16 protein-coding genes are annotated in these 17,173 nt (G+C 35.2%); 4 read left to right on the top strand and 12 right to left on the bottom strand.

The window, feature by feature from the left end; translation table 11 throughout:
• Positions 1 to 25: 25 nt before the first annotated feature.
• The 5 genes from AC0KUU_RS24115 to hutP form a co-directional block, all read right to left on the bottom strand.
• Positions 26 to 1,009, bottom strand: a complete 984-nt coding sequence (locus AC0KUU_RS24115) for an agmatinase family protein (protein WP_322552762.1) — start codon at positions 1,007 to 1,009, stop codon at positions 26 to 28.
• Positions 984 to 2,279 (bottom strand): imidazolonepropionase, encoded by a 1,296-nt coding sequence (gene hutI, locus AC0KUU_RS24110; RefSeq protein WP_322552697.1) that lies wholly within the window; start codon positions 2,277 to 2,279, stop codon positions 984 to 986. Before hutI ends, AC0KUU_RS24115 begins: the two co-directional genes overlap by 26 nt.
• Positions 2,280 to 2,298: 19 nt before the next feature.
• A complete protein-coding gene (gene hutU, locus AC0KUU_RS24105; RefSeq protein WP_322552698.1) occupies positions 2,299 to 3,957 on the bottom strand; it encodes a urocanate hydratase in 1,659 nt (552 codons plus the stop codon).
• Between the two features lie 217 nt (positions 3,958 to 4,174).
• The gene (gene hutH / locus AC0KUU_RS24100; protein WP_028408944.1) at positions 4,175 to 5,686 is read right to left on the bottom strand and encodes a histidine ammonia-lyase; all 1,512 of its coding nucleotides are present in this window, start codon (positions 5,684 to 5,686) and stop codon (positions 4,175 to 4,177) included.
• Between the two features lie 310 nt (positions 5,687 to 5,996).
• Positions 5,997 to 6,461, bottom strand: coding sequence for a hut operon transcriptional regulator HutP (gene hutP, locus AC0KUU_RS24095; protein WP_028408945.1), 465 nt, complete (start codon positions 6,459 to 6,461; stop codon positions 5,997 to 5,999).
• A 636-nt stretch (positions 6,462 to 7,097) separates the two neighbouring features.
• Between hutP and AC0KUU_RS24090 the strand changes: the two genes are divergently transcribed.
• On the top strand, positions 7,098 to 8,531 hold the full coding sequence (locus AC0KUU_RS24090) for an amino acid permease (protein ID WP_043981759.1): 1,434 nt from the start codon (positions 7,098 to 7,100) through the stop codon (positions 8,529 to 8,531).
• A gap of 399 nt (positions 8,532 to 8,930) precedes the next feature.
• Here AC0KUU_RS24090 and AC0KUU_RS24085 read toward each other — a convergent pair whose 3' ends face one another.
• Positions 8,931 to 9,626: an MBL fold metallo-hydrolase gene (locus AC0KUU_RS24085; protein ID WP_322552699.1), complete on the bottom strand. Its 696-nt coding sequence runs from the start codon at positions 9,624 to 9,626 to the stop codon at positions 8,931 to 8,933.
• Positions 9,627 to 9,954: 328 nt separating this feature from the next.
• Here AC0KUU_RS24085 and AC0KUU_RS24080 point away from each other — a divergent pair, with 328 nt between their 5' ends.
• Both AC0KUU_RS24080 and AC0KUU_RS24075 read left to right on the top strand, forming a co-directional pair.
• Complete coding sequence (locus tag AC0KUU_RS24080) at positions 9,955 to 10,407, top strand: hypothetical protein (RefSeq protein WP_043981757.1); 453 nt, start codon at positions 9,955 to 9,957, stop codon at positions 10,405 to 10,407.
• Between the two features lie 13 nt (positions 10,408 to 10,420).
• Entirely contained in the window at positions 10,421 to 10,720 is a 300-nt protein-coding gene (locus AC0KUU_RS24075) for a DUF2653 family protein (RefSeq protein ID WP_043981756.1), read from the top strand.
• 166 nt (positions 10,721 to 10,886) lie between these two features.
• On the opposite strand, the gene AC0KUU_RS24070 is transcribed toward AC0KUU_RS24075, so the two are convergent.
• From AC0KUU_RS24070 to AC0KUU_RS24045, 6 genes are all read right to left on the bottom strand, one after another.
• Entirely contained in the window at positions 10,887 to 11,075 is a 189-nt protein-coding gene (locus tag AC0KUU_RS24070) for an IDEAL domain-containing protein (protein WP_043981755.1), read from the bottom strand.
• A 908-nt stretch (positions 11,076 to 11,983) separates the two neighbouring features.
• Positions 11,984 to 12,208: a hypothetical protein gene (locus AC0KUU_RS24065; protein WP_322552741.1), complete on the bottom strand. Its 225-nt coding sequence runs from the start codon at positions 12,206 to 12,208 to the stop codon at positions 11,984 to 11,986.
• 65 nt (positions 12,209 to 12,273) lie between these two features.
• Positions 12,274 to 12,864: an HMA2 domain-containing protein gene (locus tag AC0KUU_RS24060; protein WP_029714746.1), complete on the bottom strand. Its 591-nt coding sequence runs from the start codon at positions 12,862 to 12,864 to the stop codon at positions 12,274 to 12,276.
• A complete protein-coding gene (locus tag AC0KUU_RS24055) occupies positions 12,836 to 14,950 on the bottom strand; it encodes a heavy metal translocating P-type ATPase (protein WP_377570569.1) in 2,115 nt (704 codons plus the stop codon). Before AC0KUU_RS24055 ends, AC0KUU_RS24060 begins: the two co-directional genes overlap by 29 nt.
• Entirely contained in the window at positions 14,950 to 15,483 is a 534-nt protein-coding gene (locus AC0KUU_RS24050; RefSeq protein WP_322552740.1) for an HMA2 domain-containing protein, read from the bottom strand. The genes AC0KUU_RS24055 and AC0KUU_RS24050 overlap by 1 nt, the downstream gene beginning before the upstream one ends.
• A gap of 18 nt (positions 15,484 to 15,501) precedes the next feature.
• A complete protein-coding gene (locus tag AC0KUU_RS24045) occupies positions 15,502 to 15,786 on the bottom strand; it encodes an HMA2 domain-containing protein (protein ID WP_322552739.1) in 285 nt (94 codons plus the stop codon).
• A gap of 398 nt (positions 15,787 to 16,184) precedes the next feature.
• On the opposite strand from AC0KUU_RS24045, the gene AC0KUU_RS24040 reads away from it, so the two are divergent.
• Positions 16,185 to 17,171 carry a permease gene (locus tag AC0KUU_RS24040; RefSeq protein ID WP_322552738.1) on the top strand — a complete coding sequence of 329 codons (987 nt, stop codon included), beginning with the start codon at positions 16,185 to 16,187 and terminating at the stop codon, positions 17,169 to 17,171.
• Positions 17,172 to 17,173: the final 2 nt, after the last annotated feature.

Genomic DNA, 17,173 nt, shown 5'->3' with positions numbered 1-17,173 from the left:
TCAAAAGAATAAGGAGGTCAATATTTTATTTCCTACTTGCAAAGCCTGTTAAAAAATTTAAGAATACATGAACTCCTGCTTTAATAGTAATTCCTGATTTATCACGTAAGGGATCTAAACATACAATATCCATCGCTTGGACTAATGGGTGTGAACCAGCAATATATATCGCTTCGAACAATTCATCGGTTCTCATTCCTCCTGTAGTTCCTGCTGGTACACCAGGGGCATAAGCGATATCAAGAACATCCATATCTACTGTAAGATAAATGGCATCCACTTTCTTAGCTAAATCGTCTAAGGCTTTTTCAACTGTATTAGAGATTCCTGTTTTTCTAGCTTGAAGTAAGGTCACGTAATTAACCTTGTGGGTATCTGCATACTCTTTGAGAGATTTAGAGTTATAAAACCCATGCAGGCCAATATTCCAAACGTTTTTGCCTTCAACGTTACCACTCTCAATTAGGTTTCGAATGGGCGTTCCATTTGATGGTCCGTTATCTTCTAAACTGCGTAAATCGAAATGTGTATCGAATTGAAGAATGTCTATACGTTGTTCTGGATGCGACTCTTTCCAGCCTTTTACTAACATAGCCGTAATCGAATGATCTCCCCCTAACATGATAGGCAGTGTATGGGGGTGATATTTCCGCATTGAAATCATTGCTTCTTTAATATACTGATGAGAAAGTGAAATATCTGTTACATGCTGTTTGACATCGCCTAAATCTAAAACCGATAAGGAGGTCAAATCCGTATCATATTCAATGTGATACGGATTAAACGATTTCCATAGTTGCCTCATGGCAAGGGGTGTTTCACTTGCCCCTGAGGCACTAATAGAAGATCTCGAAAGAGGGACTCCCAAAACGGTTACATCTACAGCTTGAAAATCTATTTCATCTTGCACTTCAAAAGTCTCGATCCAATCACTTACCTTAGGTTCAGTTGAACGCTGTCTTTCCCAATGAAAAGAGGGACGATTAAGTTGTGGGTACGGGTACGTCACGTAAGACCCCACCTTCCACAATCACTTGTCCTTTTTTAATCACAGTATCTACAAGGTTCACTGCATAGTTATATTGCAACGTTTGATAATTTGGTGCATCAAATAAAACAAGGTCCCCTTTCTTTCCTACTTCGATACTCCCAACTTCATCAGCTCTTCCAATGGCATGAGCTGCATTAATTGTACATGCTGTTAGGACTTCGGCTGGCGTCATCTTCATCGTAAGACATGCTAGATTCATAATAAAAGGTAATGATTCAGTAGGTGATGACCCTGGGTTACGATCAGTTGAAAGGACAACCGGAACTCCAGCTTCAATCATCTTTCTTGCATTCGCAGGCTTCTCCATTAAAAAGAACGCTGTACCTGGCAACAAGACTGCAATAACCCCACTTTTAGCCATTTGTTTAATACCTTCCTCAGATGCATGTAATAAATGGTCGGCTGAAACAGCCCCTACTTTTGCTGCAAGTTCTGCACCGCCAAATTGAACAATTTCATCTGCATGTATTTTTGGCTTTAATCCGTAGACTTTTCCTGCCTCAAGAATTTGCTCCGACTGTTCAACTGTAAAGACTCCTTCTTCACAAAAAACATCGCAAAACTCAGCTAAATTTTCTTCTGCAACTCTTGGAATCATTTCCTCTATCACTAAACGAACAAATTCGTCTGGGTTTTCTTTATATTCAACTGGAACAGCATGAGCTCCCATGAAGGTAGAAATTAAATCAACAGGGTGTTTTTCGTGTAGCTTTTTTGCTGCTCGTAGCTGTTTCAATTCATCTTCCAGTGTCAAACCATATCCACTTTTCGCTTCAACCGTCGTAACTCCATATTGTAGAAAACGATTCAGGCGTTTAGAGGTTTCTTGGATCAGTTGTTCTTCTGTAGCTTCTCTTGTACTTGTTGTTGTTTGAAGAATTCCTCCGCCTGCTTTTAGGATATCAATATATTTAGCTCCGTTTAATCGCATCTCTAGTTCCTTTTCACGACTGCCCCCAAACACAATGTGAGTATGAGCATCAATTAGACCTGGAGTAACAATCTTTCCTGAAGCATCAATCGTATTTATATGTCCATTCAAAGTATGAATATAGCGTTCTGCTTCAACATCTGATCCAACAAATGTAATCAACCCATTTTCCACTACAACACTACCATGTTCGATAATACCGATATCGGACATATCTTGAGCGCGTTTTGGTTCTTTAGTTCCGCCCCTAACTGTAATCAGTTGTGAAGCACATTTAATATACGTAATACATGACATAATGCTCACTCCTTTTCTTTTAGTCTAATGTTGGAATGTTCATGCCCTTTTCTTTGGCAGTTTGAATGGCTAATTCATAGCCTGCATCTAAATGACGAACTACGCCCATACCAGGATCTGTTGTTAATACGCGTTCAAGACGTTTAGCCGCATCTTCCGTACCATCTGCTACTACGACCATACCTGCGTGAAGAGAATATCCCATGCCTACGCCACCACCATGGTGAACAGATACCCAACTTGCCCCTGCGGCTGTATTAACTAGTGCATTTAAAATAGGCCAATCTGCTACAGCATCACTGCCGTCTCTCATCGCTTCTGTTTCGCGGTTTGGTGAAGCAACAGATCCCGCGTCTAAATGATCTCTACCAATAACAATAGGTGCTGAAAGTTCTCCAGATGCAACCATTTCATTAATGATTTTTCCAAATCGTGCACGTTCTCCATATCCTAACCAACAGATACGTGCCGGTAATCCTTGAAAATCAATTTTTTCTCTCGCCATTTTAATCCAGTTACAAAGATGGGTATTATATGAGAATTCACGTAAAATAACTTCGTCTGTTTTATAAATATCTTCTGGATCACCTGATAAAGCTACCCAACGGAAAGGTCCTTTTCCTTCACAGAATTGAGGACGGATATAAGCAGGTACAAAACCTGGAAAGTTGAACGCGTCTTTTACGCCTTCATCTAACGCTACTTGACGAATATTATTTCCGTAGTCGAAAGCAATGGCTCCTTCTTTCTGCATATCTAACATAGCCTGAACATGAACAGCCATACTCGCCTTAGACTTCCTTACATATTCTTCAGGGTTTTCAGTACGTAATACTTCCCCTTGCTCTAAGGTAAAGCCTACTGGAAGATATCCATTTAATGGATCATGTGCGGATGTCTGATCCGTTACAATATCTGGAATAAATCCGCGTTTAATCATTTGAGGAAGTACTTCAGCTGCGTTTCCAACCAAACCAATTGAGAGTGCTTTTCCTGAGTCCTTTGCTTCTTGTGCTAGAGCAATGGCATCATCTAGGCTTTCTAACACAACGTCACAATAGCGTGTTTCAATTCGTTTTTCAATACGTGTTCGGTCAACATCAATTCCAATGACTACGCCCCCTGCCATTGTAACGGCTAATGGCTGAGCGCCTCCCATGCCTCCTAATCCAGCTGTTACGGTAATGGTACTTTCGAGACTACCATTAAAATGTTGTTTCGCACATTCAGCAAATGTTTCATACGTACCTTGTACAATTCCTTGACTTCCAATATAAATCCAGCTACCGGCTGTCATTTGCCCATACATCATTAATCCTTTTTTATCGAGTTCATGGAATTTTTCCCAATTTGCAAAGGCCGGAACAATATTGGAGTTAGCTAAGAGTACACGTGGTGCATCTTTATGAGTTTTAAAAACAGCTACTGGTTTTCCAGACTGTACTAATAATGTTTCATCCTCTTCTAGATCTTTCAAAGTGGCTACGATACGATTGAATGCATCCCAATTTCGAGCTGCCTTCCCTATTCCCCCATATACAACTAGTTTCTCCGGATGTTCTGCTACTTCTGGATCTAAATTGTTCATTAACATACGAAGAACTGCCTCTTGTACCCAACCTTTTGTATTTAATTCCTTTCCATGAGGCGCCTTAATTACTTTTTGTTCAGTAGTCATATTTCTTCCCCCTATAAATAAATTCAAATAATTTTAAACTGTTTTTTAAAATTTATTCTCATAGATAATTACTTGTAATCTGGCCATATTTCATACGGGTTTACTTTACGCAGGAAATCTCGTAAATCTTTATAATTGAGAAAAAGAAAGATTGATACCCTAATATTTTAATAAGTTTATGCTAGAGTTTTATAATAAAAACGACTTTACACGTTCATTAACGTACCATTTCGTAATTAACTTCTTTTACAACCCCTTTTAAATCAGCAGCCAATTTTTCAATATCACGTGAGAAGATTCGATCTTTTGTAATTGTTGGAACGGATTTTCTAATTCTTGAATAAAGTTTCGTTGTTTCTGGAGCTAACTTACTTACACCTCTAATATCAGCAGCCTGAGCAGCACAGATAGCTTCGATGGCAAGTACCCTTCTACTATTTTGAATAATTTGATAAGCATGGCGAGCAGCAGTTGTTCCCATACTCACATGATCTTCTTGATTAGCAGAAGATGGAATAGAGTCTACACTAGAAGGATGAGCTAACGTCTTATTTTCCGAAACTAATGAAGCAGCAGCATATTGAGTAATCATTAAGCCTGATTGAAGACCAGGGTCAGGACTTAAAAATGCCGGTAAATCACTTAGTTGGGGATTCACCAATCGTTCGATACGTCTTTCAGAAATATTTCCTACTTCAGACATTGCAATTCCAAGAAAGTCCATCGCAAAAGCAATAGGTTGACCATGAAAGTTTCCACCGGAAATAACATTTCCACTGTCCGAGAAGATTAGTGGATTATCGGTTGCTGAGTTTATCTCAATCGATAGTTTCTCTTTTACATAATTTAAAACTTGTTGAATAGCACCATGGACTTGTGGGATGCATCGTAATGAATACGCATCTTGAACTCGAATTTGTCCTTGAGTAGTTGTTAGTTGACTACCGTCAAGGTAAGAAAGAATTCGTTCAGCCACTTGTTTCTGTTCAGGGTAAGGTCTTACAGAATGAGATTCTGGTGTGAAAGCGTCAACAATTCCTTGTAAACCTTCTAATGTTAGGGAAGCAATTCCATCTGAAAGGTCAGCTAACTTTTGAGCCTCCATATAAGCAACCACACCTACAGCAGTCATGGCTTGGGTTCCATTGATTAAAGCAAGCCCTTCCTTAGCTTGCAATTTGATTGGTTGAAGACCTGCTAATTTCAATGCTTCTGCACCTGACATTTTTTCACCATTAAAAACGGCTTCTCCTTCTCCAACTAATAATAGGGCTAAGTGCGATAGAGGAGCTAGATCACCACTTGCTCCTAGCGATCCTTGACTAGGAATAACTGGAACGATATTTTGATTTAAACAATCTATTAATAACTGCAGTGTTTCTAGACGAATTCCTGAATAGCCTTTCGCTAATGCATTAGCTCTTAGAAGTAACATAACCTGGCTTACTTCTATAGGAAATGGCTCCCCAAGCCCACAAGCATGGCTTCGAATTAAATTGATTTGTAAGTCAGCTAAATCATCCTTTGAAATAACTGTGTCACTGAATTTCCCAAACCCTGTGTTCACACCGTAAATTACCTTGTTATTGGTAATACTATCCTCCACTAAAGCTCTACTTCTTTTGATATTTTCTAGAGCGTGATCACTAATTTTAACCGAATAACCTTCATAAATAACTTGATGAATTTGTTCATACGTTAATGAGTTACCGTCTATTTGAACAAACATTCTAATCACTCCTTCTTAAATTAAAAAGTCTTATTGTTTTTTGAACATAAAAAGGGGCTATATCAAAAAAGAAACAAATCTTTTTTGATATAGCCCCCTATAAACTAAACTGAATAAACTATGGGCTTTAAATACAATTTTAAAATCTAAAACAAACATAACTAACAATGCTAAATAAATCTATACTTTAAGGTCTAAAGCTTAAAGCAACTAATGTGTCTGAAACTAGTATCCCTTTATCTGAATAATTTGTCAATTGTTTTTTTAAAGATTTAAAATTATTTATTTAAATTGCTTTGAATAGATTTTTTTAGATATGGTTAAACCCAAAACCTAATGCATCATGTTCAAATCCTTTTTTTGGAGCCCCTATAGTTCCATAAACGCATACACTAATCCATTCTCCACCATAACCAGAGGAGTCGATATTTCCTCTGACAATTGAAAAAGTTAAACCAACTGTACGTAAAATATCGCCTAACTGTAAAGTCCCCCTACTTACTCCCTGAATTGCCTCCAATATGGCATGATAAAGAGCATGGACTTCCCTATACGAATTAGCATTTATAATATGGTTATTTTTAGCACTTGTTTCAACAGCAGCAACTACTTTTGATAGCTCCATAGCCCCCACTTTTCCAACTGTATAGTTATAACCCCTTGAGTCCAGTTCTTGTTCAACTTCTTTCACCAGTTCAGTATTATGCAAGAGAACCAATAAAGAAGTTAACTTACCCATTGAAAAATTATTCTTTTGTTTAACCTGATTGCTCATAAGATGTTCCCCCTTTGTGCTTCCCTTACTACTAGATTAGTATATACTGAAGAGTATATTAGGTGTCAACCCAGCCTTTGGTAGCGCATACATTTCTGCATTGACAACTATTTATTCGGTAGATATACTAAAAATAATTCTGAAAATTCTAGATAATATAGCCTTTAGTGGATGAATTAAATTTTAGTTAACGGAGGATCTTAATAAAAAGATGGAAATATAAAAATCAGGTATGATGTTATTTTTTAGAATAGGGTTTTCTCCAAGAGAGTAGATCAGATACCTATCAAACTTAAAAATATTACTTATATAAGTTTATTTAGGCGTAGTTAAGCAAATAAGACAAGACTCCAATTTAGTTATTAGTTTATAGAATGGAACTTGGCAAAAAGGAAATTAGTATTTTTGCGAAGTTTTTTTGTGTTGGAAAGACTTATAGTAACTTGGAAAGGAAAGTTGGATTATATTTTTTGAGGTTTTAATAGATATTTTAAAAATCATAAAGAAACTATATTCATTCAAAACATATTTAAAATTATGTCCAACCAATCTGCTCATTTAAATTTTTAGTTTAAAGGAGAACCCTGCTTATAACATAAAAATAATTAAATCATACTATTAGGAAGAGGGTTATACATGCATAGTAAAAAAATAGAAGTATCCAATGAGCTTCAAAGAAATATGAAAAGCAGACATTTATTTATGATTTCAATCGGTGGAGTAATTGGAACAGGCCTTTTTCTAAATTCGGGTCATATTATCAATGAAGCAGGTCCTGGTGGGGCTATATTAGCTTACCTTGTTGTGGGTTTCTTAATGTACTTAGTTATGCTTTGTCTTGGTGAATTGACCGTATCTATGCCGGTGACAGGATCATTTCAAGCCTACGCAACAAAATATATAGGACCTGGAACAGGTTTTACTGTGGGGTGGATGTACTGGTTGAATTGGGCAGTTACAGTAAGTGTTGAATTCACAGCATCTGGATTATTAATGCAGCGCTGGTTTCCTGATATTCCTGTTTGGGTTTGGTGTGCTATTTTTGGAACTTCTTTGTTTATCATTAACTCTCTGTCTACTCGCAGTTTTGCAGAAACAGAATTTTGGTTTTCAAGTATTAAAATCGTAACCATTTTATTATTTATTATAATTGGGGCAGGTATAATTTTTGGATTTCTTGATACTCATGGGGCAAAAAACCCAGTTCAAAGTGTTTCTACCATAATGAATAATGGAGGACTTTTTCCAAATGGATTTAGTAGTGTTTTCTTTGCCATGATTGGAGTTGTTTTTTCTTTTCAGGGAACCGAATTGATTGGTATTGCAGCTGGAGAATCTGAAAATCCACATAGAGAAATCCCTAGAGCTATTAAAAATACGGTTTGGCGAACAGTATTTTTTTATGTAATTTCCATGCTTATCCTCGTTAGTTTAGTTTCCTGGAAAAAAGCAGGATCAGTAGATAGCCCATTTGTCTATGTTTTCGACAATGTTGGGATACCGTATGCAGCAGATGTGATGAATTTTGTTATTCTCACTGCGGTTTTATCGGTTGCAAATTCAGGATTATATGCATCCACACGAATGTTATGGGCTATGAGCCGCGAAGGATTTGCTGGGAAATCTTTTTCGAAATTAAGCCAAAAAGGGGTACCATTACGCGCATTAAGTGTAACTTTTTTAGTAGCATGTCTATCCCTCTTAACAAGCTTCATTGCTGCTAATACTGTTTTTCTAATTTTAGTATCGATTGCTGGCCTAGCTGGCATCACTGTTTGGATGTTAACTGCCTTATCTCAATTAAATTTCCGTAAAGCTTATATTGCGGAAGGAAATGATATTAATCAATTAAACTTCCGTACACCTCTGTATCCTATTGTTCCAATTACCTGCTTTGTACTCTGTTTAGTAGTCATTGTTAGTATGGCTTTTGTTGATTCTCTCAGGGCTGCTTTATATTGCGGTCTCCCATTTGCAATTGGGTGCTATGCCTACTATTACTTACGTATTCATAAGAAAATAGATAAGGAAAAAGATACAATAATATTAAAGAGAAGTTCTGGGGAATAGACCTAGTGGGAATTATATTCTTCCTTTAATTAATGAATCATTGAGTAAATCAAGATGTTTTCATTATCTCTTTTTGATTTTTTAGCAGATTTTATCCTTGGATAAGATCTGCTTTTTAATTACACTAATAAACATTATACACAAATTAATCCATCAACCCTTTTTATAAAACATGTGATTAAACTTTGCCATCTGAATATGGGTTACCTCTATATTTTTCAAAAGACCTTTATTCGTGTATTCTAAAATAAAAAGTGCCTCTGAGATTTCTTATGATATTTACCATGTGCTTCGGAACGAGATATTATGGGTATCGATTAAGGCTTATGTAAACCTCGTTAATAATTTAATACAAATCAAAAAGATAGAATAGATCCTGATAATTAGGCCTATTTTCTTTTAGTCTCCACCTATAGTTAATTTTCCACCGTGATAACAATAATAAGTTTCTGCTTTAAGATTTTTAATCTTTCTTAAAGACTGTTCTGCTTCCTTAATATTTAAACAAAAGTATGGATTAGCGATAGCCAATGCATGATTCTCATTAACAGCTGCATCACCCGTAATTACACTCTTTAAACTTGGAAAATATAATGAAATATGTCCGGAAGTATGCCCTGGTGTTGCTACTACTCTACATTTGTTATCTAAAATCATATCGCCATCAAGTACCTTTTCATCAATAGAAACATGATTTAAAGTCTTTAATTGCTGTATAAACCATTTACCAAATTCAATTTTTTCATTTGACATAGTTTTGAGCATTTTCTCGGCTTGAAACAACCTCTCTGACTTCATTGCCCCACTTATATATTTTGATTCGGTTTCACTGGCAATAATATTGACCCAAGGATACTTTTCTTTGAAGTCATATAAGGAACCTATATGGTCATCATCATAATGAGTAATAATTATATTCTTTAACTCCTTTATTTCATATCCTTTTTTTGAGATTTCTTTACTAATTAAATTTAAAAAACCCGTATACCCTGTATCGACTAAGGTTAGTTCATTATTCAATATAATTAGGCTAGGATAAATGAGATTTTTTTGTCCATTAAATTCAAATTCAATTGGTAGTTCTACTATTTTCACTTTTCTCCCTCCATACTACTCATTTGTGAATCATTGGGTAATCGAATATACTCTACATTTATTTTTCGTCTCTTTCTTTTCTAATTCTTATAAATTATATCACCGTTTTTTATGTTAATTTCACATATCAATTAGATATTGAAACCCCTTATACTTTTTCTAATCATGATAGTCACTCTAAAATTCATCTTAAAATCACATTAAAAATAGATGAAAATAGTAGAAATTTATAAATTTAGTGGTATAGTAACAGCTACATAAGCTCTCTAAGAAAGAAACTTTATTATAAATTAGCTATATTATATTAATAAAGACAGGAGTAATTGTAATGAAAAAATTGACCTTAATATTTGTATTAATATTTGCAATAGCTTTACCAAATGTTGCTCAGGCAAAAGGATTTAGTGGTCATAGTTCTTTCAGTCACAATTCTTCGTTCAGTTCTCATTCAGGTAGGGACACATATTCAAGTGGCACTTATCATTCTGGATATAAGTCTCCGTCAAGCAACGTTACAAGAACACCATCATATACTAGGTCTCACACGACATATAACCAGACCCAGCCTTCACGAGCAAAAAGTATACTGACTCATGCTGCAGCTTTTGGAACAGGTGCGTTTTTAGGTCATATGCTTCATCCATTTGGTGGGAATTATAACGGTGCATATGGAAATAATCCTTCACATGGATTTTCTTTTTTAGGAATTCTTGTAGATATACTTGTGATTTTAGTCATCATTTGGGTAGTTAAAAACATCTTTACAAGAAGAAGATATTAAGGAGAAATTTAGAATGGAAGTACTATTTAACGAACAAGATATTGTGGATAGCGTTTGTATTTATATTGCTCTAAAAGAAAGAATTGAACCTGAACAGGTAGAAGTAGATTTGGAGCTTCATCCTTCCCTTGGGATTACTGCTTCCACCTTAGCATTAGGACGTACAGCGCGATTACATGAACAAGACATCATTGATGCTGTTGCAGTATATTTACAGGACTATCACCAGTTCGTCGCGAATCATCTACAAGTTAATTTATCTTTTTCAGAAAAGAATGGATTTACTGCATCTATTCAAGTATTAAGTAATTAGTTTTGACATGAGACTTCCCAGCATTTTCGTACTGGAAGCAATAAGTTATCTCATTATAAGTTTAATTTATTATAAAAAAAATATATATGTGAAATAAAAAGAAGCCTCAGTCTTTAAAAAAGAAGGCTTCTTTTTAATGAATTTCTTCTATATTACGTCGGTTTTATTATGACACGGATTTAAGTTCCTCTGTTAAACGTAAAAAAGCTTGTTTATCTTTATTCTTTAAAGACTGGTCTATTGCTTTAAGGATCTTACTTCTTTTGAAGTCGTTCATCATCTGATCCAAAAACAATTCAGCCAACATTTCATCACGTAAACTTGGATCAACTTCGTTAAGTACATTATTTTCCATTAAAAATCAACCCCTTTATCTTTGCTCCTTTTTAAACAGTATGCTCCTTTTTGACGTTGTTTATACGAGATTGATAGATAAAGAGAAATAATGAATATATTTACCCCACGTATTGATAACCCTCTTGTTATTCTGATTGTTATTTCATACTTATAAACCCTAAAGCGAGCACAAAAACTGTTTTATTTATTTGTTGAAGGAGATCTACAAACTAACTTTTAAGAATATAGGTTCTGACAGTCATGTTTAACGACGGCAAACCACTAACTTAATCTATTTTCCTATCAGAAAAGTTCGTAAAGATGTAAAGTTTTCAGAAGACGTTCGTAATTTATTTTCAAACTTAATCGAACGATGAAAATGACAGGTTTTCTATATAAGAGAAAAGTTCGTAAACGTATACTTTTACGGACGGCAAATTTAATTGTGTTCCAAACGTTAGAGAAATAAAGCCAAGGATTTTCTTTGAATTGTTGGGATTTTTTCAACTTCACCTAAATCGGCACACTTTCCTTTGTTATCTTTCATGAAATCATAGGTAAAACTATCACTCACTTTAGAAATCTGCATGTATGGCTATTAATTTCACTAGGTGTGTTAATCATTTATATTTACCAAAATTCACTCTCATTGTTACCGGACATTAGAATGATTAAATATAATTGTGCCAAAAAAACAACTCCAAATTTATACAACTATACCTCATTCTGCGCATTTATAAAATTAGATCATTCTCCTATATAATTATTGATAATTTTCAAATTGCAGAATATAATAATAATAAGAGTTTACCACAGGAAACTTTTTAGCGTACGGTAAATAAGCGTTTCATCATTTAAAAATGATTCCCTCATTATGAATAAAAAGAGTGAGAGGTAGCCTGGAACTATCCCTCACTCTTTTTATCATTATTTTACTTGTAATTCAGCAATCATATCTTCTAGACGCTCTTTCTGTGCTTGAAGCTCTTCCATAGAAGGTTGATAAGATGAAATAGTTTGTTGTCCACCATATGCCTGTTTAGGTTGAACCAAACGTTGTAATTGCACACCGTTTTGTTCATATAAACGGTAGCCTACTGCGCCTACCACTGTTCCTGATACAAATCCCATTAGAAAATCGCGATTAATCATTATAAAACTCCCCCATAATCTTAAGTTTTTTATATCAATTCATACAAAAGGTATGAATGAATATCTTACGTAATTGTAGATAACTTTTGTGATTGCACTTTCTGCTTTTCATGTAACAATTCCAACACATTCACAATCCATGTAATCATGGCTACATATAGCATATTTGATGGCCCTAGAGATAACATCGTAACAATTCCAGTTAAAATATCTGGGTGCCTCATTTTATTACTCGTACCATGTGATAAGACCGTATAGCCTGTTGCAACTACTGCTCCATATACGAGTGCATCTGGTTTATAAAAAGATGATTTTCGAATACCTGCCAGTAGAAGTAATCCCCCAGAAAACAATGTACGTAGCCAATCATTTCGTGTGGCAGGATCCATTTGAATCATAATATCATCTAATGGATCTAAACGCGTTTGCTGAAAAAAGATAGATACATAACGAAAAATGGTATTCCGAGAAAGTTGTGAAACATCATAGTAAATAAGCATGGTTTGAATGGTGGGTTCTATTCTCACACTCGTTATACCTTTTAAAGCAGAAAACATATGCTCTATTTCCACATGATTTTTCTTATCTCTCAACGCGGGAATATGAAATCGAATACGACCTGGTATATCATGCAGAACGTAGAATTTGGGATTCATGGTTTTCCCTCCCTAACCATAAAATTCTTGCACTATTCATTACTACACCAATAGTGGCCGCATTATGAATAGCTGCTCCCACGATTGGAGAGAAGATACCTAAAGCACCGAATAAAATTGCCATACCATTAATAGCAAACGTGGCAATAAAGTTTTGTTTAATAATGTTCATAGTCTTTTTAGATAGTCCAACTAACTCAGAAAGCATTTCTGGGCTATCAGACGTGATAATAACATCACTGGCTTCCGAAGCAATGTCTGTTCGTTTAGCACCCATCGTTACACCTACATCGGCATGAGCTAAAGCTGGTGCATCGTTAATGCCGTCACCTACCATCATGACAGCTCCTGTTCTCCCATACTTCTTCACATAAAAGGCTTTATCATCTGGCAAAGCCTCTGCATGATACCAGTTCAGTTTTAAGCGACGCGCCATCTCTCTTGCAACCGTTCTCTTATCTCCAGTAAGCATAATGATGTCGTTAATACCTTGATGTCGAAGATTGTTCACTGCGCGGTGCATACCAGAACGTATTTTATCAAAAATGCTAACTACTCCTACAAGTGTTTGATCATAAGCTACATAAATCACATTTTCGTCGTTTTGCATTTGTTGAAGTAAGTTGGTTGTTTTAACTTTTAATTCATTCATAAAGCGTAAACTTCCAACAACAACTCTTTTACCATTTAGCCAAGTGGAAATTCCTTTTCCTACCGTTGTTTCTACCTGAGCATTGTTGTCTCTAAGAGGAATTAAAATGTTCCACTCTTTCGCTTGCTTCATAATTGCATCAGCAATAGGATGGGTGGAATTTTTCTCAGCTGCTGCAGCTAAACGAATAACATCTTCTTGATTAAAGCCTTCAGCAGCAATTACTTGCTGAACCACAGGCGTTCCTTCTGTTATAGTTCCGGTCTTATCAAGAATAACTGTATTTAGTTTAGACATCTTTTCAATATGATCACTGCCTTTAACAATAGCGCCTTCTTTTGCAGCACGTCCGATGGATGCGTATAAAGCTGTTGCCGTTGATAATTTAATTCCGCAAATAAAATCAATAACTAACATACTCATTGCCCTGTTAAGATTTCGAGTGAAGAAAAATGCAAGCAGTGCCAAACCAAAAGAAACAGGAACCATTTTTTCAGCTACTGTATCGGCTATATTTTGAATAGGAGCGCGTTTATCTTGTGCTTCCTCCAACAATTTCACAATTTTAGAGAGAGATGTATCTTCTCCTACTTTTTCAACTGTTACGGTAACATGTCCACTCTGCAAGACACTTCCAGCGTACACATTATCCCCACCACTTACCTCTCGCGGCATATACTCCCCAGTAATTGAGGCCTCATCTACTGTACCATTCCCCTCTATTATGATTCCATCCACGGGAATTTTTTCTCCAGTGAAAACTACAACCTTATCACCAACTTCAATATCCTCAACTAAAACCTTTTCTTCAATGCCCTTTTCCTTTACTCTCCAAGCATATGAGACATCTAATTTTAGGACGGAGTGAATATAATGCTTGGTTTGTTCAGACGTATAGTCTGTTAGCAGCTCACTAATAGTAGACATCAAAGTGATAATTAAAGCCGATCCTGGATTCTTCATATACAAAGAAGCGAATATGGAAGCAGCTGTTAATGTATTAGCATTACCTTTTCGTTCTTTTAGGACATGAACAACACCATCTTTAATTACCTCATAGGAAGTACCAATAGCAGTAATGGTGCTAATCCAATAAAATACTGTCTTTACTATAATAGGATACGAAGAACGTTGGAGATACCAGTTAACTAAAAAAATAGTTCCACAAGCTATGATAGGTATAGCCTTTTTCCATGAACATGCTACTTGCTTTAGTGTGTGTTTATATTTATGGATGAATGATTTTAGACTGTATAAAGAGAGAGTAATATGATGATAAATGAGTAGACTTCCGGTTACTTGATTATAATTTGCAGAATATACCCCTGGAAACGAGCGTAACCAAGTTTCAATATGGCCTGTTTCTAACAGTTTAGGTATATAAAATCGGGTTCTTCCAGGGAGAGAATGAGCTACCTTTACCCCGAACATCATCACCTATTCTTTCCCCCCTTATCCTTAATGATGTTGTATGACCAATAAAGTAAGCTTGCAGAGAAAGCAGGCGCACTTCCAAACATCTGAATTCCCTTTCCTAATAAGAAGAGAACAAATAAACTATCAAAGTCAGCAAAGCCATTGGTTTGCTTTTTAATCCCTTTATCTATAAATCCAAGTGTGTTAGTCATGCCATTCATCAATGTAGCATCTTTGTTTAAAATGGCGTTAGCTGCTATTTGTACGATATAACTCATCAGTTCATCTAGCTCTTCCTGGTTAATATGAGGTACAACAAATTGAAGCAGCAAACTTCCGGTTAGTTCTGAAGCTTCCGATGTTAAAATAAGAGGATGTTTTTTTACTTCTTCCGTTAGAGCATGTGCAATGATACGGTGCTTCCAACTGTCACATTGTATACGCAGTCGCCCCGGCATCGCATGCAATACTTTTATTTTTTGATCACGGAATTGAGACATAATTTTTGGAGCAATAAAAGAGGCACCTAAACCAATTACAGTAGGAAGCATGCTCATCCCTCCCTTTCCTTAAGCTCTATATTCTTCTTGATATAGTTGTTCAATAAGTCGAAACCATTCTTCAAGTTCTTTGTTATTTGTCATATAAGAAGCGTTATATGTAATAAGTAAACTCCCGGTATCTGATGTAAATATTGCGTCATAGACAAGGGTTTGAGACTTCAAATTTAAAATAATTAATTTAACTAGTTTTTCATTCTCTTTCCAAACAGTTGAACGAAGTCTAATTCTTCCTGGAATAAAATGCACAAGATCAATTTGTAACTTATGTAGTTTTCTTTCTACATGCTTCATCAGTATCTTCTCTTTAATGCTCATCAATATTTAGATACCACCAATCATTTTTCTTTATTTTACCAACTTATATATTTTATAACAATATAAGTATTAAAATATTGTAAATTTTATTACGTACAAATCAGTACTAAAATTTACAGTATTTTAGTACTGATTTTCAATAATAAGATAAGAAATTGTAAAACTAAACTTATCTATATTTCTCAGTTCTATACCTTATGCTTTTTACATAACATATATCAAATCGTAAACATTACGTTTTGTTGAAGGGATAATTATTATTTTTAAGGTTTTTATCTTTTAAATATTTTTTATATTAACTCTTTCTTATTAGCTGCATAATGTGTTTAAACTTTATCATATAGTTCTAGTAATTGGAGGTGAAATGATAGATTATGACAACTCTATCACAGTTAAGTAAAGACCTAATAGGTGTGCTGTTACTAGTGCTTTTTGGTTACTGTTTTTTCTTTGTTGATATAAATACGAAAGATTTAGCCATTCCAGCATCTCTATTGAATGTAAACTCAATCTTTTTAAGTATTGTACTTGAAGCTATCCCTTTTATCTTGCTCGGAGTTTTTGCATCTGCTCTTATTCAAGTATTTGTCTCAGAAGAACTTATTCAACGTCTGATTCCCAAAAACCCATATATAGCTCTTTTACCAGCTGTTCTAGTCAGTACTCTTTTACCGGTTTGTGAATGTGCCATTATTCCCGTTGTAAGAAGGTTATTAAAAAAGGGAATGCCTCTTCATATTGGAATTGTTATTCTAGTCGGGGCGCCCATTTTAAATCCCGTTGTATTTGCTGCTACTTTTTATGCATTCCAATCAAATATGTCCATCGTTTACAGTCGTATGGCACTAGCTGTTGTTACTTGCCTATTAATTGGTCTATCTGTTTATTTCTTCTTTAAGAACTCCAATCAATTACGAGATGTATACGTTCACGAACATGAGGAAGAAAAAGTAGGAAATAAGTTAAAACAAACGTTGTATCATGCCAGTGATGAATTTTTCGACATGGGCAAATACTTATTATTTGGTGCACTTGTAGCAAGCCTGTTTCAAACCTTTTTAGATAGACAACTATTAACGAACCTTGCCAGCAATGACTATATGGCTTCTGCCGTTATGATGGGATTTGCTTATGTGCTGTCACTTTGTTCAGAAGCAGATGCTTTTGTTGCTTCATCTTTTTCTCATACATTTTCACCTACAGCTCTTCTTGCCTTTCTACTATATGGACCTATGATAGATTTTAAAAACACCATTATGCTATTGTCTTTTTTTAAAAAACGCTTTGCATTTAGTCTGATTCTTATCATTACGGTGGTTGTATACGTTATTGTCATGACCTATGGAATAGTTAGTAGATAGGA

The sequence above is a fragment of the Priestia sp. ST2 genome (genome assembly GCF_055810735.1).
Note: the sequence above shows the minus strand (reverse complement) of the source record. Positions and strands in the feature narration are given on the sequence as shown.